We start from the raw sequence: 19,082 nt of genomic DNA on the forward strand, positions 1-19,082 counted from the left end.
GGCCCGAACTCCGGCAGGCAGGAGCAACCGTGCAGCCTGGCGAGTCCGCTGGTCGGTGCCGTCGGGGCTGGCGGCCCGGACGCCGGGGGCGCTGACCAGCCGAATCGGCGGCAGAGGGCGTGACCCACACTGCTGCACTGATGAGCAAGTTAACGTTCACATACGAGCATGTCAATGGATGTGGCGACCGGGGTCCACCCTGCTCTCGACCGCCTACTAGGGGAGCGAAAGACCCATCCACCAGGGAAAACGAATGACGATGGCGCTGCGTCCTAGAGCTGATCGGGAAGAACGACAGCTTTCGCGAGTGGTGGGGGTGTCGCATCGGCGGCGGGCCGGACGTGCGACATCGTGCCGATCGGAGTGTCCCGTGTGGGTGGGAAGCCGGGCCGAGGTGCCCCCGGCGGGCGGTTTGCCGTCGTCGGGCAGCTCCAGAGTGCACTGACGGCTAGGTTGCTCCGATTTCATCCTGTGCCGATGCGGTCCTGCTCGTTAGACCTACTGCACTTTTCGACCAAGCCAACCGACAAGCACGCCGACAGAAGGGGCCCGCACCGTGGCGATCAGCCGACGAGCACTCGTCAAGGCCGTGGCCGCGTCCGGTGCGCTCACCGCGGCATCGGTGGCTGGGCTGCCCGGTGTTGCGTGGGCGGCGAACACCGCGTACGCGATGGCCTACTTCACCGAGACGCCGAGCTTCCAGGGCGCGGACTACGGTCCCGTCCTGGCAGTGATCCAGGACGAGCCACGGTGGGTGGCCCGCTGCCCGGCGCAGTTCTTCGGTCACGTCGGAGGAGCCGACGATCGGGAGCCGGGCGGGGCGGTGCTGCCACGGGCGACGAGAGTCGTGCCGACCTCGTATCGTTCCTGGCTGAGCGACCGGCCATCGACCATGGTCAGCGCGAGTCGGGCGGCGGTGGCACCGATCTCGGCGAACGGCTGCCGCACGGTGGTCAGCGGCGGAGCCAGCCACGCCGCCGATTCGACGTCGTCGAAGCCGACAACGCTGAGATCGTCAGGGATCCGCAGCCCCGCCTCCCGCGCCGCCACGTAGACGCCCATCGCCTGCAGGTCGTTGCCGCAGACGACGGCAGTCGGCGGATCCGGGCGGGCGAGCAGCTCGGCGCCGAGGTCGCGGCCGTCCTCGACGGTGAATATCCCGTGCCGTTCGAGGGTTGCGTCGAACGGGACACCGGCGTAGTCCAACGCGGCCCGGAAGCCGTCCAGACGAGCCCGTGCGTGCAGGTCCCTGACCGGCCCGGTGAGCACTCCGATCCGCCGATGACCGAGGTCGAGAAGGTGCTGGGTGGCGGCGACGGCACCGCTCCAGTTGTTCGACCCGACGGCGGGGGTGGGAAACAGGCTCCCGATCGGGTCGACCGCGACGAGTGGTGTCCCGGCCGCCGCGAACTGCTCGCCGTCCTCGGCGGTGAACAGGGAGAACATCGTGATGACGGCGGCTGGCCGCCGCAGCAGCAGCGGCGCCGCCCAGGGTTGCCCCGCTCTCAGGTGCTCACCCACATCGGTGAAGCCGACCGTGTAGCCGCTGGCAGAGGTGACCCCCTGGACACCGAGCAGGATCTCCATGGCGATCGATGACAGCATCTGGTGGAAGACCACCTCGATGCAGAGGGCCGTGCCGGTGGTCTCCCGCCGTCGGTAGCCGTGGTCGCGGAGCAGTGCCTCCACCCGCTGCCGGGTCTGTTCGCCCACGCCGCGACGGCCGTTGAGGACCTTGGAGACCGTGGGTGGGGAGACGCCGGCGAGTTCGGCGATCGCGGCGATGGGCAGGTCACCGCGCCGGAGTCTGCGGAGTGGCTGCTCGGGGCCTTTCTCAATCACGAAGGAAGTCTATGGGTCGAGGTGCGGGGGTTGACCAGTGCCGCTCAGGCCGCCGGACCGCCGCCTTATCGTCTGTCGACGACTGCGGCAGGCGCGAAACCGTTATCGATAACATTCGAAAGTCCCGATGGTGGATCGCGTCGTCCTCGAATCGGTTCGTAGCAGGTGAAAGAGGGTGGGACACCGTGCGGGCGGCGGTTTCGGGGGTTTCGACCGACCGTCAACGGCTGGGAACTTTCGCGAAATCTGATCGTCACATCTTGACGGCTGAGACAGCCATCCACGAGAGTCCATGTCAGGGAATGTGACGCGCGGTCGGGAGCCCGGGCGTCGGTGGACCCTTAGGTGAGGATGCCTGGGCAGCATCCTGTGAACGCTAACAGAACGGCGGTTCCACCTGGCGCGAACCGGCGTTCGTCGGCATCCGGGCTGATGGCTGCCGGTATCGATGGCAGCCGGCGTCCGCATCTCCTCCAGCGAGACCAGGGTCGCGATGGTGGCGGCCGGCCGCACCCTGCCCCGCTGCCGCTCCGCCGCTCAGACGTACTGCATTTTCGCAAATGGACGACCAAAACGATGGCAGAAGGGTTCCGTATCGTGGCGATCAGTCGACGAGCACTCATCAAGGCCGTGGCCGCGTCCGGTGCGCTCACCGCGGCATCGGTGGCTGGGCTGCCCGGTGTTGCGTGGGCGGCGAACACCGCGTACGCGATGGCCTACTTCACCGAGACGCCGAGCTTCCAGGGCGCGGACTACGGTCTGCACCTGGCGGTGAGCCGGGACGGTCTGAACTGGACACCGTTGAACCAGAACAATCCGGTGGTGACCCCCACCCAGGGGCAACTGGGCCTGCGTGACCCGTTCGTGTTGCGGAAGCAGGACGGCACCTTCGTGGTGTTGGCCACCGACCTCAAGGGCACCAACTTCGGCCTGAACAGCCAGTACCTGCACGTGTGGGACTCGACCAACCTGACGAACCTCACCGGCTACCGCCGGATCAGGATGCACACCCTGCCCAACTCGCACACCTGGGCACCGACGGCGTTCTGGGACGCCGCCCGGGGGCAGTACGCCATCGTCTACTCCTGCAACAGCGGCGGCGACGTGCTGATGGTCAACTACACCAGCGACTTCGTCAACATCGGCCCCCAGCAGGTGTTCTTCAGCCCCGGGTTCGGGGTGCTCGACGGCGACGTCGTCGTCGACGGCGGCACCACCTACCTGTACTACAAGAACCTCTCCACCGGTCTGCTGCACGGCGCGCGCTCCTCGACCGGGGCGCCGAACAGCTTCACCACCTACACCAGCGGGCTGCGGATGGGCAACGCGATCGAGGCACCGCTGCTGGTGAAGAACAACGACGGCAGTGGCTGGCGGCTCTGGGGTGACTCGTTCAGCCCGGTCAACGCCGACTACTACATCTGGTCCACCTCCAACATCGCCGGCAACTCGTGGACGGCGCTGAACCAGCGGGACTACACCCCGCCGCTGAACGCCAAGCACGGCTCGGTCGTCGGGATCAGCGACGCCGAGTACAACGCGATGGTGTCCCGGTGGGGCACCCCGAACTGGGTGCGGCTCAAGTCGTCGAACCTGCCGGACTACTTCGTGCGCCACAGCAACGGCGTCGGCCGGATCGACCCGTTCCCGTTCGACCCGTACCAGGACCAGCTGTGGCGGATGGTGGCAGGTCTGTCCGACTCCGCGGGGGTCTCGTTCGAGTCGGTGAACCGACCGGGGAACTTCCTGCGGCACAGCAACTACGCCATCCGACTCGACCCGAACGACGGGTCGGCGACGTTCCGGGCGGACGCCACCTTCCACCGTACCGCCGGCCTGGCCGACGCGGCGTGGACGTCGCTCCGGTCCGCCAACTTCCCCGACCGGTATCTGCGGCACGCCGGAAACGTCCTGCGGATCGACCCGCTCAGCGCCGGTTCGAGCGTGACCGACCGGCAGGACGCCACCTTCCGCATCACGTCCTGAGCGAGGAGAGCACCGTGACGAGAAACCTGCTGCGACGTGGCACCGCGCTACTCGCCGGCCTGCTCTGCCTGGTGGTGCTGACGCCGGCGGTCAGCCGCGCGGACAACCCCGTCGTGCAGACCATCTACACCGCCGACCCGGCCGCGCTCGTGCACAACGGCCGGGTCTACCTCTACACCGGCCACGACGAGGACGGCTCGACGTACTTCACGATGAAGGACTGGCGCGTCTACTCGTCGGCCGACATGGTCAACTGGACCGACCACGGCTCCCCGATGAGCCTGGCCACCTTCAGCTGGGCCAGCGCCGACGCGTGGGCCGGCCAGACCGTCTACCGCAACGGCCGCTTCTACTGGTACGTCCCGGTCAAGAACCGGGCGACCGGACGGATGGCGATCGGCGTCGCGGTCGCCGACAGCCCCACCGGCCCGTTCCGCGACGCCATCGGCCGGCCACTGGTGGAGAACGGCGAGATCGACCCGCACGCCTTCGTCGACGACACCGGACAGGCGTACCTGTACTGGGGCAACCCCAACCTGTGGTACGTGCGGCTCAACACCGACATGACCTCGTTCTCCGGCGGCCCGACCCAGATCCCGCTGACCACCGCCGGCTTCGGCACCCGCAGCGGAAACACCAGCCGCCCCACGCTGTACGAGGAGGCGCCCTGGGTCTACAAGCGCAACGGCGTCTACTACAACGTGTTCGCGGCCGAGTGCTGCTCGGAGTTCATCGCCTACTCCACCGCTCCCGGCCCGACCGGGCCGTGGACCTACCGGGGGACGATCATGCCCCGGCAGGGGACCAGCTTCACCAACCACCCCGCCGTCATCGACTTCAACGGCGGCTCGTACTTCTTCTACCACAACGGCGCGCTGCCGGGCGGCGGCGGCTTCACCCGCTCGGTGGCGGTGGAGAAGTTCAGCTACCGGGCCGACGGCACCATCCCGACCATCAACATGACCACCTCCGGCGCCCCGCAGGTCGGCACCCTCAACCCGTACCTACGCCAGGAGGCCGAGACGATCGCCTGGTCGGTCGGGGTGGAGACCGAGCCGTCAAGCGAGGGCGGGATGAACGTCGGCTGGCTCAACAACGGCGACTACATCAAGGTCAAGGGGGTCGCCTTCGGCACTGGTGCCACCTCGTTCACCGCCCGGGTCGCGTCGGCGACCACCGGTGGCCGCATCGAGGTACGGCTGGGCAGCGCCACCGGTACCACCGTGGGCACCTGCACCGTCCCGGTGACCGGCGGCTGGCAGACCTGGACCACGGTCACCTGCCCGGTCAGCGGCGCCATCGGGACCCAGGACGTGTACCTCAGGTTCGCCGGCGGCAGCGGCAACCTGTTCAACGTCAACTGGTGGCAGTTCCGCTGACGCCCCGCTCCGCCCCGGCCGTCCGTCCCACCGTGGCCGGGGTGGGACCACCTCCACCCCCACGTACGAGGAGACACCTGATGACAGGACGCAGATCGAGACTCGGGTCGGTAGCCGCGGCGATGCTGCTGGCCCTGGGCCTGGGCACCGCGATGGTCAGCGGCGGCCTGGGCGCCTCCGCCCGCGCCGCGGACGTCGGGACGACGGCCGCGACGGCCGGCTGCGGCAAGGCCCCGACCCTGGCCAGCGGCACCCACACCATCACCAGCAACGGCAAGAACCGCAGCTTCATCCTGCGGGTGCCCGACGGCTACGACGCCAACCGGCAGTACCGGCTGGTGCTCGGCTTCCACTGGGTCGGCGGCACCGCCACCGACGTCGCCACCGGCCAGACCGTGCAGCGCGACGTGTGGTCCTACTACGGCCTGCAACGGCTGGCGAACAACAGCACCATCTTCGTCGCGCCGCAGGGCCTGAACAACGGCTGGGGTAACGCCGGCGGGGAGGACATCACCTTCGTCGACAACATCCTCAGCCGGGTCGAGGCCGGCCTGTGTGTGGACACCACCCAGCGGTTCGCCCTCGGCTTCAGCTACGGCGGCGCGATGAGCTACGCCGTCGCCTGCGCCCGGCCCACCGTCTTCCGGGCCGTGGCGGTCTACTCCGGCGGGCAGCTCAGCGGGTGCAGCGGCGGCACCCAGCCGATCGCCTACTTCGGCGCGCACGGCATCCGCGACGGCGTCCTGAACATCGCCGGCGGACGCACGCTGCGCGACCGGTTCGTCCGCAACAACGGCTGCACCGCGCAGAACCCGCCCGAGCCGAGCCAAGGCAGCCTGACCCACCGCAGCACCACCTACTCGGGCTGCCGGGCCGGATACCCGGTGGTGTGGGCGGCCTTCGACGAGGGGCACATCGCCGCCCCGCAGGACGGCGCACCCGGTGACAGCGGCACCCGCACCTGGCTGCCGGCCGAGACCTGGCGGTTCTTCACCCAGTTCACGTCCACCACGCCCGCACCCACCACCCCCGGCCCGACGACCCCCGCACCGACCACGCCCGGCCCGACCACGCCCGCGCCGACCACCCCGCCGCCGGCCGGCGGGGGCTGCGCGGTCACCACGACGGTCAACGCGTGGAGCACCGGCCTGACCGAGGACCTCACCGTCACCAACACCGGCAGCACCCCGGTCAACGGCTGGTCGCTGGTCTTCACCCTGCCCGGCGGGCAGAGCATCACCTCCGGATGGAACGCCACCTACACGCCCGCCTCCGGCCAGGTCACCGCCCGCAACGTCAGCTACAACCCGACCATCGCCCCCGGCGCCTCGGTCAGCATCGGCTTCCAGGCCAACCACACCGGCAACGCCGCCGCACCGACGGCGTTCACCCTCAACGGCGTCACCTGCACCAGGTAGCCGACCGGTCGCGGGCGGGTTGTCCCGGCCCGCCCGCGACCTCACCGGTGTCCGGGACGCAGCCGTCTGAGCAGGGACCCCGCACAGGACCGATAGAGGAGTCATGACATGGCAAGACGTTCGTCCATCGTCGGCGCGCTGGCCACCGCGGCGGTACTCGTCGCCGCGCTGGCCGGCGCCGCACTGACCGGTGGCCCCGGTGCCGCGTCCGCCGCCGGGGTCAGCCCACTGGCCGCGACAGCGGGCTGCGGCAAGGCCCCCACCCTGGGTAACGGCACCTACACCATCTCCAGCGGCGGCAAGAACCGCAGCTTCATCCTGAAGCTCCCCGACGGGTACGACCGCAACCGCCAGTACCGGCTGGTGTTCGGATTCCACTGGTGGGGTGGAACCGCCGTCGACGTCGCGACCGGTCAGACGGTGCAGCGCGACGTCTGGGCGTACTACGGCCTGCTGCGGTTGTCGAACAACAGCACGATCTTCGTGGCACCGCAGGGCATCGGCAACGGCTGGGCCAACACCGGCGGTGAGGACGTCACCTTCGTCGACGACATGCTCCGCCGGATCGAGAGCGACCTGTGCATCGACACGACACAACGCTTCTCCGTCGGCTTCAGCTACGGCGGCGGCATGAGCTACGCCCTGGCCTGTGCCCGGCCGAACGTCTTCCGCGCCGTCGCGGTCCAGTCGTCCCCCGGCACGCTCAGCGGATGCAGCGGCGGCACCCAGCCGATCGCCTACCTCGGCGTACACGGTATCGGTGACAACATCGCCAGCGGACGGGCGCTGCGGGACCGCTTCGTCCGCAACAACGGATGCACGGCGGCGAGCCCGCCGGAGCCGAGGGCCGGGAGCCTGACCCACACGGTCTACAGCTACTCCGGCTGCCGATCCGGCTACCCGGTGGTGTGGGCGGCGTTCGACGGTGGGCACATCGCCGCGCCGCAGGACGGTGCCGGCGGTGACAGCGGCAGCCGGACCTGGGTCCCGGGCGAGGTGTGGCGGTTCTTCACCCAGTTCGCCGGCACCACCCCGACCACGCCCCCCACCACTCCGCCGACGACGCCACCCACGACGCCGCCGACGAGCCCCGGGCCGGGCGGGTGCACGGCCAGCTACCAGACCGTCGGCCAGTGGCAGGGTGGCTTCCAGGGTGAGGTCACGGTGACCGCCGGCGCCCGCGCTATCACCGGCTGGCGGGTCAGCTGGACGCTCGCCAACGGGCAGAGCATCACCCAACTCTGGGGCGGGCGCAACACCCCCGCCGGCAGCACCCAGAACGTCACCAACGAGGCATGGAACGGCAACCTCGCCGCCAGCGCATCCACCACGTTCGGCTTCACCGCCGGCGGCTCAGCGACGACACCCATCCTCACCTGCACCACGACCTGACAGACCGCAGGCGCAGCCCGACCTCGCCCCGGTCACCCCGGCGAGGTCGGATGTCGTCCCACCCGTCCCGGTCAACGAAGGAGGTAGCAATGAAGATCAGGAGTCTCGTCCTCGCCGCCGTGCTGGCGGGCACGGGTGGGCTGGTGGCGACCGCCGCCCAGGCCGCCGCGGGCTGTCGGGTCGACTACACGGTCACCAGTTCCTGGCCGGGTGGCTTCGGCGCGGCGGTCACCGTCACCAACCTCGGTGATCCGATCGACGGGTGGCGGTTGTCCTGGTCGTACGCCGCCGGGCAGACGGTCACCCAACTGTGGAACGGCACAGTCAGCCAGTCCGGAGCCCAGGTCACCGTCACCAACGTGAGCTACAACGCGACTATCCCCACCGGCGGGAACGCGGCGTTCGGCTTCAACGGCTCGACGCCCGGCAGCAATCCCGTGCCCACGGCGTTCACCCTGAACGGCACCGTGTGCACCGGTGGGGTGGCCACGCCCACCCCACCGGAGACACCGGCCACGCCCACCCCGACCCCCACCACCCCGTCCCCGACCGCCCCACCGGACGGGTCGGTCGCACGGGAGAAGATCAACCTCAACCGGAGTTGGAGGTTCATCCGTGCGGACGTGTCCGGAGCCCAGAACCCTGACTTCAACGACAGCACCTGGGTGCCGGTGGCGTTGCCGCACGACTTCGACGCCCCCTACGACGTGGGCGGCACGACCAACGGACAGTCCTTCCACGTCGGTGTCGGCTGGTACCGCAGGCACCTGACCGTGCCCACGTCGTGGAGCGGCCGGCGGGTCGAGATCGAATTCGAGGGTTCGTTCTCGGTCACCGACGTGTGGGTCAACGGAACCAGGGCCGGCACCCACCGTGGTGGCTTCACCGGGTTCACCTTCGACCTCACCAACGCGCTGCGCACCGGCGACAACGTGCTGGCCGTACGGGTGGACAACGGTTGGCGGGCGGACCTGGCCCCGCGCACCGGTGACCACCAGTTCAGCGGCGGCATCTACCGGGACGTCTTCCTGAACGTCACGAACAACGTCCACGTCGCCTGGTACGGCACCTTCGTTACCACGCCCGCGCTGACCAACCCGACCTGGGACACGAGCAACGCCGCCTACTACCGCAACATCGACCCGTCGCAGTATCCGAGCGAGACGGACCTGCGCGCGAACCTCGCCGCCCGTCGGTCGAACGTCAGGGTGCAGACTGAGGTACGCAACGACAACGCCTCGCCCATCGACGTCTACGCCCGCCAGGAGGTACGCCGGCAGGGGTCGAACACCGTGCTGGCGACCTTCAGCTCGCCGGTGCGGACCCTCGGCGGGGCGGCCTCGACGACCCTCGACGCGCTCAGCGGCAGCCTGTCGAACACTGCGGGCATGATCCAGGCTCTCGATCTGTGGGCACCGAACAATCCGGCGCTCTACACCGTGACCACCTCGCTCGTCACCGACACCACGGCGGACGGGGTGATCGGCAGCGGCACGATCACCGACACCTACCGCACCACGTTCGGTTTCCGCAGCGCCCAGTGGAAGGTCGACGGCTTCTACCTCAACGGTACGAAGACGCTGCTGTTCGGGGCGAACGACCACCAGGACCACGGTGGATGGAGCAACGCCGTCACCGACTCGGGATTCGACCGCGACGTGCGCTACCTCCGCGAGGCCGGCATGAACTTCGTCCGGGGCTCGCACTACCCGCACGACCCGTCCTTCGCCGACGCCACCGACCGACTCGGTCTCATGCTCTGGTCCGAGAGCACCTTCTGGGCCACCGCGACCGCTGGCCGGGAACCCACCCCCACCGGCCGGTACAGCGACTACCTGGCGGACGGCTACCCGCAGAAGACGACCGACCAGGCCACCTTCGAACAGAGCGCCCTGGACGGCCTACGCGACATGATCAGGGTCAACCGCAACCACCCCTCGATCATCAACTGGTCCATGGGCAACGAGGTGTTCTTCACCGCCTCGGGCACCCTGAGCAAGGCCAAGGCCCTGGTAAGCCGGATGCGGGACTACTCCCACCAACTCGACCCGACCCGCAAGGCCGGGATGGGCGGCGTCCAACGCAGCGCGCTCGACCAACTCTCCGTCTGCGACATCGCCGGCTACAACGGGGACGGTGGAAAGATCACCAACACCTGGATGCCGAACGTCGTCTCCGAGTACGGGTCCTACACCTCCGACCGGCCCGGCACCTACGACCCGACGTACGGCGACGTCAAGGACCCGACCGACGGCACCCGGTTCAAGCTCACCACCGGCAGCGCGGGACTGGCCATCTGGGCGGGCTTCGACCACGGCACGATCATGGACGCCAGCTTCGCCCGGATGGGCATGATCGACTTCTACCGGCTACCGAAGAACCAGTGGTACTGGTACCGAGCCAACAAGGCACGCTGGTCGAGCAGCGCCAACCTCGCCGACCCCACACCGGCCGCCCGCGAACAATCCACGAGCGGGACCGCGACCCGGATGACCCTGGAGCCCGGACGGTACGCCCCGACCACGATCACCAACGACGGCACCACGGACACCCAACTCGTGGTGACGATGCGTAACGCCGCAGGCGCATGGGTCAACAACACGCGCGCCGTCACGTTGACCGTCACCAGCGGTCCCGGCATCCTGCCCGGCGGCAAGTCGTACACCTTCACCCCGGGCACCCAGACCTTCGACGGCAAGGCGGCCATCGAGTTCCGCTCCTACTACGCCGGCACGACGACCATCACTGCCCGATCCGCCGGACTGCCCGACGCCACCATCACCATCACCACCACCGACACGGTCGGCGCCGGTGGCGAAACCGAACCCGCCAACTTCGACAACGCGGCGCTCTGGCGCTGAGCCGGCGGCTGCCCCCGCCGTCGGCCGGGCCGAGCGGCATGCCCAAGAGCGCCCGCGGTGACGGCCGGGGTTCTGTGAGCGACCGACCGACCTGTCGGCGGGTCCGGGCAGCGCACCCATTCCCACTCATGATCGATCCACCTGGTAGGAGGATTTCCATGCAGCGCACCCGCTACCGGCTCGGCCTGGCGGTCGCGACAGCCGTCGTGGTCACCGGGGCCGGCGGGCTCGTGTCCGCCTCGGCCTCGGCTGCCGCTGGTTGTCAGGTCACCTACACGGTGACCAGCCAGTGGTCCGGAGGATTCGGTGCCGATGTGACGGTCAAGAACCTCGGTGATCCGGTCGACGGCTGGCAGTTGGCCTGGTCCTTCGCCGCCGGGCAGACCGTAGCGCAGCTCTGGAACGGCACGGTCAGCCAATCCGGCATCCAGGTGACGGTTGCCGACGTCGGGTGGAACGCCAGCATTCCGACCAGCGGAAACGTCAGCTTCGGTTTCAATGGCACCTGGACGACGTCCAACCCGGTTCCCACGAGTTTCGCCCTGAACGGCACTATCTGCACCGGCACTGTCACGCCGACCACGGGTGGTCCCGTCCCCACCACCACCGCGCCCCCGCCGACGACGTCGCCGCCGACGACGCCACCGTCTCCCACGACTGGCCCGTGGCCGCCGTCGTCGACGTTCACCAATCCGGTGCTGTGGCAGGACTTCGCGGACATCGACATCATCCGGGTGGGCGACGCCTACTACTACTCGGCATCCACCATGCACTACTCGCCGGGTGCGCCGATCCTGCGCTCGTACGACCTGGTGAACTGGGAGTTCGTCGGTCACTCCGTGCCGAACCTGGACTTCGAGTCGAGCAACTACAACCTGACCGGTGGTCGGGCGTACGTGAAGGGGATCTGGGCGTCGGCGTTCAACTACCGGCCCAGTAACAAGACGTTCTACTGGATCGGGTGCACCGAGTTCAACCGTACCTACGTCTACACCGCCACCAATGTCGAGGGCCCATGGCAGAAGCGGTCCCGGATCAACAACTGCTACTACGACGCCGGTCTGCTGATCGACGACAACGACACCATGTACGTGGCATACGGGAGCACCAACATCAGCGTCGCCCAGTTGTCGGCCGACGGCCTGTCCCAGGTCCGCGCCCAGCAGGTGTGGACCTCGCCGTCGAACATCGGCTACATCGAGGGTGCCCGGTTCTACAAGCGCAACGGGTATTACTACATCTGGCTCACGAAACCCGCCAACGGTCAGTACGTGCTGCGTTCACGCAGTCCGTTCGGCCCGTACGAAACGAAGGAGGTGCTGCTGAACCTGCCCGGTCCGATCCAGGGCGAGCCGGGTTCGGTGCCGCACCAGGGCGGGATGGTGCAGACCCAGAACGGTGACTGGTACTACATGGCGTTCATCGACGCCTACCCCGGCGGGCGGATTCCGACCCTTGCCCCGATCACCTGGAACGCGGACTGGCCGGTGCTGCAGACCGTCAACGGGCGGTGGGGTGCGAACTACCCGTACCCGAACGTGCCGCGCCCGCCCCGGCCGGTGAAGCCGATGATCGGCGCGGACACGTTCGCCGGCACCACCCTGGGACCACAGTGGGAGTGGAACCACAACCCCGACAACACCCGCTGGTCGGTCAACAACGGACTGCGGTTGCAGACCGCCACCGTGACCAACGACCTCTACCAGGCACGCAACACGCTGACCCACCGGATCCAGGGACCATCCTCGACCGCGACGATTGAACTGGACCACTCCGCCATGGTCAATGGCGACCGCGCCGGCCTGGCCCTGCTACGGGACTCATCGGCCTGGATCGGGCTGCGCAGGGACAACGGCACCACCAGGGTGGTGATGACCGACGGATTGACGATGAACAGCAGTTGGCAGACCACCGGCACCGGCACCGAACGGGCCAGCGCGCCGATCAGCGGCACACGGATCTGGCTACGCGTCAACGCCGACGTCAGACCCGGCGCCGGACGACAGGCCCGGTTCTCCTACAGCACCGACGGCAACACGTTCACCAGCCTCGGTCCGGCGTTCACCCTCAACCACGCCTGGCAATTCTTCATGGCGTACCGGTTCGCCATGTTCAACTACGCCACCCAGTCGCTGGGTGGCGCGGTCACCATACGGAAGTTCGACCTGACCACACCTTGACCCGGGCGGACCTCCGGCGACGGGAACGGCGGGCCGGCGCAGGCCACCACCCTGCACCGGCCCACCGCATCACGGCGACGAATCAGCGTTGGCCCGCAGGTCACGTGCCCGGGTATCTGACGGTCCTTGATCACGGATAGGGACCAGACGATCTCCGAGTCAAGGGCAGATGGCCGGGCAGCTTTCCACGCTCGGTGCCCAGCTGCCCGGCCCCGGCCGCATGGTCGGCCACTGGTTACGGCAGTGCCTCAGCCTGAGGCGGTGTCGACTCACCGGCCGTGTCGACGGCGTATTCCTCCGCCCACTTGGCGCCCTCGGGCGTGGACGCCACAGCCATATCACTGATGTACCACTGACAGGAGCGATCAATGGCATTCATCAATCAAGTAAGGCGACAACGCAACTGGCCTACGACGATGTGGGTGCTGTTGGCGGCGGTGCTCGCCTCAATGGGTGCAGTAGTGGTCCCGAGCGCGCACCCGGCAGTGGCGTCCACGAGTCAGTTCAGGGGCCTGAACTGGGCTGACAGCCGGGACAATTTCGTCAACGGAGTGGTGTACGTTTCCGGTCTCGGCTCAGCTGACACCTACACCTCGGCATCGACGGTGGCGGACCGGGTCATCGGCCAGATGTACGCCATCACTGGCGCCAATACGGTGCGGATGCCGATCAATGAGCCGACAGTGGCCAGCTACTGGGGAACATACACCGGTGCGATCGACAATGCGCTCAGCAAGGGCAAAGTGATTCTGCCGTACTGGGCGCACAGCGGCGGCCGCCCTTCGAACATGACCGCGTTCCACCAGATGTGGGACACCGTGGTGGCGAGGTACGGCAGCAACACGAACGCTTACTTCGAGGTCATCAACGAGCCGTGGGGCTACAGCGCGACCGACCTGAACAACATGTACTACACCTGGTTGAACCGGTACTTCAACATACCGCGCGGCCGCATTATCCTGGACGGCACCGGATTCGCCACCAACGTTGTCGTAGTCGGCAACGACGCTCGCCTGAACGGCACACTGCTCGGGGTGCACGACTACACGATGAACGTGACTCCTCCCTTCGAAGACGAGACGTCGTGGGCGAACCACATCGCCGGCTACGTCGGGCAGCACGCCAGCCGGACGGTCGCGACCGAGTGGGGCGGGCCGATGCGACGCGGCGTCAAGGACGGCATCGAGTACGACCCGATCGACTACAGCGTCCCGAGCGGGTCCTTCTTCGCCGACTACCTGCGTGGCGTGAGCAGCTACCTACGCAGCGCAGAAATGGGCAGTGTGTTCTGGCCAGGCCTGCGTGACAATGACTGGTACAGCATGACCAGCAAGAGCGGCAGCGGTTCGAACATCAACTTGTCGCTGGTCAACCCGTCCGGCCTGACCCGACTCCGATATGCGTGGGGAGTCGGTGACGGGGGCGGCACGTACGTTCGCGTCCGCAACGCGAGCACGAGCCTGTACATCGATGGCATGGGCAACACCAACAACGGCGCCAACGCGACCGGGTGGGGCGACAGCAGCAGCACGAACCAGCAGTGGGTAATCGAGAACAGCGGTACCTATGTGCGCATCAGGAATCGGACAACCAGTCTCTACCTGGACGGCATGGGACGCACCGCCAACGGTGCCGCGGTCGGCCAGTACGCCAGCAGCACCAGCGCCAACCAGCAGTGGACCGTGCTCACTGCCGCCAACAACGTCCGGATCAAAAACCGGGCCACCGGCATGTACATCGACGGCGTGGGCAACAGCACCAACGGTGCCGTCCTCGCTCAGTACGGCGACACCGGCAGCCTTAACCAACAATGGAAGATTACCGCTGTCGGATGAACGCCGACGCTGTCTACCAACGACTGTTAGGACATCGTGGGTGCGAGATCGCAGCCACCGGCGGCGCAGCGGGGACTGCGTAGATCCACGCAGTCCCTTGGAGGGAGCCGATGTCCCTGGCCTGGAGGTTCTCGTCCTACGTGGAACCGGAGCGCTGCTGCTTGCATGCGACGGGACCTCGACCCTGCCGGGGACATACCCGGCCTGGTCCGCCAGATCAGCGCTGGACGTGGCTGCCTGAACCAGCGACATGCCGCATGGGTGTCGAGTCCCTCGCTCGTACGGGCGGAATCGGGTGTCAGGTCGGTACACCGCTGGCGCGGGCGATGAGTGTGTCGAAGGCACGGTCGGGAAGGAGGCTCCTCGCGGCGATGAGGGGGCGAGCACCGAAGCCGACGGCGTAGCGGGTGCGGGGCCGCTTGGCGGTAACGGCCCTGCCGATCGCGTCGGCGATGACCTGAGGAGGTGAGTTGCGTCGGGCGTTAGCTTCCGAGCTGAGGCTGCTGGCCACCGCCGTGGCCTGCGCGGTGTATGCGCCGCTGCCGGAGGTCTTCTTGAGATGGTCGGCGGCGATTGCGCCCCACTCGGTCTGGATACCGCCGGGCTCGATGACCACGACGTCGATCCCGAACTGTTTGACCTCAAGCCGGAGACAGTCGGAGAGGGCCTCGAGGGCGAACTTAGTTCCGTGGTACCAGCCGCCGAGCGGGGTGTGGATCTTTCCCCCCATCGAGGTGATGTTGACGATGGTGCCACTGCGTCGCGCCCTCATGGAGGGCAGGGCGAGTTGCGTCAGACGCATGGCACCGAAGACATTGACCTCGAACTGACGGCGGGCCTCGTCGAGCGACACGTCCTCGATCGCGCCGTACGAGCCGTACCCTGCGTTGTTGACCAGAACGTCAAGCTGCCCCGTCTCTTCGATGATCCTCGCAATCCCGCTGGTCATGGACGCGTCATCGGTCACGTCCATCGTCAGCGGACGTACTCCGCGGACAGCTAGCGGTCGCAGGCGATCGGCGCGACGGGCGGCACCATACACGGTGTAGCCGAGTTCCTGCAGTAGCAGTGTGGTGGCCTCGCCGATGCCGGACGATGCTCCGGTGACGAGCGCGGTCTTGTTGGTCATCCCAGCCCTCCATCCGATAAAGTGAACCTCGGTTCACGGCTATCATGAACCATGGTTCAGCTTAACGCAAGCGCACGCTCGCCCCGTCCCCGCTCGGAGACCGACCGTGACCAACACCAGACCCCCACGCGCCGACGCCATCCGTAACCGCACGAAGATCCTCGACGCCGCCCGCAACCAGATCACCCTGCACGGGCCGAACGTCGGCATGACCGAGATCGCCGCCGCAGCCGGCGTGGCCGTCGGGACCCTCTACCGACACTTCCCAAACAAGGCGGACCTAGTCGCGGCAGTCATCGCCGAGTACACCGCCCACGTCGCCGACGACGCCGAAGCCGCCCACCGACGGGCCGCCGCCGGCTCACCCGCCCTATGCGAAATCACCACATTCCTCGGCAACGTAGTCGAGGCATCCGCAACCAACCACGGCGTCAAGGCCGCCGCCCACGCCCTCGGGGCATACCCCACCGACACCACCGCCGAACAGCGCGCCAGCACCGCCCTGGCCAAGCTCATCGAACACGGAAAGGCCGAAGGTCAGATTCATCCCGACATCACCGTCGACGACATCTACCTCCTGGTCGCCACCGCCCCCACCGACCAGCCGCCAGCCGTCCGCACCCGCTGGCTCGCCCTCGTCCTCACCGGCCTCACCACGCAACCCCGCGCCGCCGTCGCCTGAGGGGCAGGCCGTCACCACGGTGAAAGCGTTTTTCCACACATGGGCACTGGCGGTCGCGTACTGCCGCATGAACCGCACCATGCGGCAATCGGCCCGCTGTTCGGGCATCGCGCCCTGCCACCCATGGGGTAACCGACACCATAGGCCCCTGCTCACCCCGAGGCGCATCGCCGACTCGCCCGCCCCGCCGAGCCGTAGCCGCCTACCGAGGGGCCCGTCGCCGGGCGGTCTGGCGGCGGCCGGAGTCAGGTGACGGCGATGACGAGGGCGGTGTTGTGTCCGCCGAAGCCCAAGGAGTTGGAGACCGCGGCAGTGCCCTGGTTCTTCCGGGGCAAGTCAACGACGACGTCCAGGTCGACGGCGGGCTCCACCGCCTGCACGTTGGCGGTGGGTGGTATGAGGCCGTGCCGCAGGGCGAGAACGGTGTACACGGCCTCGATGGCACCAGCGGCACCGAGGGGATGGCCGGTCACCCCCTTGGTCGAGGTGATGACCGTGTCCCCACCGAATACCCGCCGCACGGCGGCTGCCTCGGTCACGTCGTTAAGCGGAGTGGACGTGCCGTGCGCGTTCACGTGGCCGATGTCGTCGCTACCCAGTCCGGCCTCGGCCTGGGCGGTGCGCACGGCACGCTCGACGCCGGCACCGTCGGGCGCAGGGGTGGTCGCTTGGTAGGCGTCGGTGGACGCACCGTAGCCGAGCAGGTGGGTTCGTGGCCGGACACCCCGGCCGCGGGCGTGTTGTTCGGTCTCGAGCACCACGACGCCCGCGCCTTCCGCCATCACGAAGCCGTCGCGCTCGACGTCGAACGGGCGGGAGGCACCGGCCGGGTCGTGCCTGCGGGTGGACATTGCCTTCATCCGGGCGAACGCGGCGGCGAAGTACGGGGTGACGGCGGCATCGGTGCCGCCGGAGCACCGACCGCGCGGAAACCACCGCGCCGCGACCCCTCAACGGGGCGTCACGCTGCCGACGATAGGCGGCCCGAAACCAATGCCCGCGACACCATGTGGGCCGCAAAAAGCGGCAGCTACTTGCAGCCAAAAAGCTGGCACCGCACCTGGAGGAAACGCTCGGATATGCGCGACCCGGACGTGCGGCACCGTGCCGCGACCGACGAGGCACGATCAACGGGTAGGGCGGTGCCGCCGGTCCACGCGGGGTCAGAGCCGGTGAGCAGCGAGGATTCTCGCGAGAAGGACGTCGTGTTCCTGGAAGACCGGGGTCGCTGCGCCAGCGCACGTGGGGGACTGCTCACCTTCGCGCGGCCTGGGCCGGGGTGCAGCCGGCGGGTGATGCCGAGCTTCGGAGGCGACGTCGTCATCCATCGCGACGATCTCGGCACCGTAGGTCGACGCGACGACTGCGGCGATCTGCTTTCCCGCGGGGTCGATGTCACCGGCGTACCGCAGACGCACGCCGTGCGCGACAGCGAGTTGAAAAAACACATGATCGATCGCGCGCAACTGGCCGCTGGTACAAGCGATCGGTTGCCGCACCCCGGCAATGAAAGCGACCTCCATGACCGACGGGTTCTCCACGACCGTCAGGGTTTGCGGCGCGAGAATGGGCGGATGATGTACAAGGTCGAGCAGGGTGAGCGCCACGGGCGCTGGTGAATCACGCAGCCGTCGGTCGATCGGCCCGTCGCCGACAGCCTCGACGTTGAAGAGCAGGACGGTCGCGTACAACCGGTCCGCAATGACACCGACGGTGGCCAGCAGCGCGCGTACCAGATCCGGCCGACTCGGCTCGCTTTGGCCGGTGCGTTCGGCGACGGCGGCCACGAGGCGGATCCCGTTGAGGGTGGTCAGGTCGAAATAGTGCGGGTCGCCGGTGATGTCGTGGGCGAGCTTCGCCAAAGGCACCGGTGGCCGGGCCGGAAGGCGTCGCAGCGCTGCGGCGAGCGCCGCGATGCTGTGCCGGACCTCGGTATCGTCCTCGCCGACGCCGCTCACCCGCATCCGGGCGACGAGCTGCGGTACGTCGGGAAGCTCCTCGGTCGCGTACTGCCACAGCCGCGCACGACGGTCCGCCGCGGCCAACGCAGCGGCACTACGGTCGATGACCGGTTCCCCCACCGCCTTCTCGACCAGTGCGACGAGCGCTTCTCGATCGATGCCGAGCACGGCGAGGAGCTCTCGCAGCGGGACCGTGGCGGTATCGCCGGACACGGTGACGGCGGATGTGCCGCGGCGCCGACGAACGGAGGTGTCGAGCCAGGTCCGCAGTTGCGCGATGCCGGCCGTGCTCAGCGTCGGGACCCGAACCGTGTTGATCGCCTCGGGACGGGCACCGGCGCACAGACGTCCATGGACGGCGCGCCACAGAGGACGCAGGTCGACGTCCTCCGCCAGGTAGGTGAGGTCAGCCGGCAT

General features: G+C 68.2%; 12 protein-coding genes and 1 pseudogene. 8 read left to right on the forward strand and 5 right to left on the reverse strand.

From position 1 onward, the window contains the following. Positions 1-783: 783 nt before the first annotated feature. Positions 784-1,842 carry a LacI family DNA-binding transcriptional regulator gene (locus H1A17_RS01765; protein ID WP_194820848.1) on the reverse strand — a complete coding sequence of 353 codons (1,059 nt, stop codon included), beginning with the start codon at positions 1,840-1,842 and terminating at the stop codon, positions 784-786. A gap of 597 nt (positions 1,843-2,439) precedes the next feature. Here H1A17_RS01765 and H1A17_RS35430 point away from each other — a divergent pair. From H1A17_RS35430 to H1A17_RS01800, 7 genes are all read left to right on the forward strand, one after another. After that, positions 2,440-3,828, forward strand: a complete 1,389-nt coding sequence (locus tag H1A17_RS35430; protein WP_145922713.1) for a glycoside hydrolase family 43 protein — start codon at positions 2,440-2,442, stop codon at positions 3,826-3,828. A gap of 14 nt (positions 3,829-3,842) precedes the next feature. After that, positions 3,843-5,207 (forward strand): glycoside hydrolase family 43 protein, encoded by a 1,365-nt coding sequence (locus H1A17_RS01775; protein ID WP_194820849.1) that lies wholly within the window; start codon positions 3,843-3,845, stop codon positions 5,205-5,207. A gap of 80 nt (positions 5,208-5,287) precedes the next feature. Further along, a complete protein-coding gene (locus H1A17_RS01780) occupies positions 5,288-6,625 on the forward strand; it encodes a cellulose binding domain-containing protein (protein ID WP_145919168.1) in 1,338 nt (445 codons plus the stop codon). A 108-nt stretch (positions 6,626-6,733) separates the two neighbouring features. Next, positions 6,734-8,017 carry a cellulose binding domain-containing protein gene (locus H1A17_RS01785; RefSeq protein ID WP_145919169.1) on the forward strand — a complete coding sequence of 428 codons (1,284 nt, stop codon included), beginning with the start codon at positions 6,734-6,736 and terminating at the stop codon, positions 8,015-8,017. 89 nt (positions 8,018-8,106) lie between these two features. Then, positions 8,107-10,878, forward strand: coding sequence for a cellulose binding domain-containing protein (locus H1A17_RS35270; RefSeq protein WP_194820850.1), 2,772 nt, complete (start codon positions 8,107-8,109; stop codon positions 10,876-10,878). A 158-nt stretch (positions 10,879-11,036) separates the two neighbouring features. Next, positions 11,037-13,058 (forward strand): family 43 glycosylhydrolase, encoded by a 2,022-nt coding sequence (locus H1A17_RS01795; RefSeq protein ID WP_194820851.1) that lies wholly within the window; start codon positions 11,037-11,039, stop codon positions 13,056-13,058. A 368-nt stretch (positions 13,059-13,426) separates the two neighbouring features. Then, positions 13,427-14,893, forward strand: coding sequence for an RICIN domain-containing protein (locus tag H1A17_RS01800; protein ID WP_228542746.1), 1,467 nt, complete (start codon positions 13,427-13,429; stop codon positions 14,891-14,893). Positions 14,894-15,191: 298 nt separating this feature from the next. Here the strand turns inward: H1A17_RS01800 and H1A17_RS01805 are convergent, their stop codons facing one another. Beyond that, positions 15,192-16,022 (reverse strand): oxidoreductase, encoded by an 831-nt coding sequence (locus tag H1A17_RS01805; protein WP_145919172.1) that lies wholly within the window; start codon positions 16,020-16,022, stop codon positions 15,192-15,194. 106 nt (positions 16,023-16,128) lie between these two features. Here H1A17_RS01805 and H1A17_RS01810 point away from each other — a divergent pair, with 106 nt between their 5' ends. Beyond that, positions 16,129-16,704 carry a TetR/AcrR family transcriptional regulator gene (locus H1A17_RS01810; RefSeq protein WP_145919173.1) on the forward strand — a complete coding sequence of 192 codons (576 nt, stop codon included), beginning with the start codon at positions 16,129-16,131 and terminating at the stop codon, positions 16,702-16,704. 245 nt (positions 16,705-16,949) lie between these two features. On the opposite strand, the gene H1A17_RS01815 is transcribed toward H1A17_RS01810, so the two are convergent. The 3 genes and pseudogenes from H1A17_RS01815 to H1A17_RS01820 all read right to left on the reverse strand — a co-directional run bounded on the left by H1A17_RS01815 (position 16,950) and on the right by H1A17_RS01820 (position 19,082). Beyond that, a complete protein-coding gene (locus H1A17_RS01815) occupies positions 16,950-17,465 on the reverse strand; it encodes a hypothetical protein (RefSeq protein ID WP_309236670.1) in 516 nt (171 codons plus the stop codon). Continuing rightward, positions 17,451-17,606: pseudogene (locus tag H1A17_RS35030) on the reverse strand (beta-ketoacyl synthase N-terminal-like domain-containing protein); the annotation flags it as partial. The gene H1A17_RS01815 and the pseudogene H1A17_RS35030, both read right to left, overlap by 15 nt. Before the next feature lie 261 nt (positions 17,607-17,867). After that, the gene (locus H1A17_RS01820) at positions 17,868-19,082 is read right to left on the reverse strand and encodes a TIGR02679 domain-containing protein (RefSeq protein WP_145919174.1); all 1,215 of its coding nucleotides are present in this window, start codon (positions 19,080-19,082) and stop codon (positions 17,868-17,870) included.

Origin of the sequence: Micromonospora sp. S-DT3-3-22 (assembly GCF_015354745.1) — a bacterium.
In the GTDB taxonomy this organism is placed as follows: Bacteria; Actinomycetota; Actinomycetes; order Mycobacteriales; family Micromonosporaceae; genus Micromonospora; species Micromonospora wenchangensis.

Excerpts from the sequence above, each read along its gene's own strand:
- H1A17_RS01780 (WP_145919168.1), top strand. The coding sequence starts at position 5,288 with ATGACAGGACGCAGATCGAGACTCGGGTCGGTAGCCGCGGCGATGCTG.
- H1A17_RS35270 (WP_194820850.1), top strand. The coding sequence starts at position 8,107 with ATGAAGATCAGGAGTCTCGTCCTCGCCGCCGTGCTGGCGGGCACGGGT.
- H1A17_RS01805 (WP_145919172.1), bottom strand. The coding sequence starts at position 16,022 with ATGACCAACAAGACCGCGCTCGTCACCGGAGCATCGTCCGGCATCGGC.
- H1A17_RS01785 (WP_145919169.1), top strand. The coding sequence starts at position 6,734 with ATGGCAAGACGTTCGTCCATCGTCGGCGCGCTGGCCACCGCGGCGGTA.
- H1A17_RS01820 (WP_145919174.1), bottom strand. The coding sequence starts at position 19,082 with ATGCCGGCTGACCTCACCTACCTGGCGGAGGACGTCGACCTGCGTCCT.
- H1A17_RS01795 (WP_194820851.1), top strand. The coding sequence starts at position 11,037 with ATGCAGCGCACCCGCTACCGGCTCGGCCTGGCGGTCGCGACAGCCGTC.
- H1A17_RS01800 (WP_228542746.1), top strand. The coding sequence starts at position 13,427 with ATGGCATTCATCAATCAAGTAAGGCGACAACGCAACTGGCCTACGACG.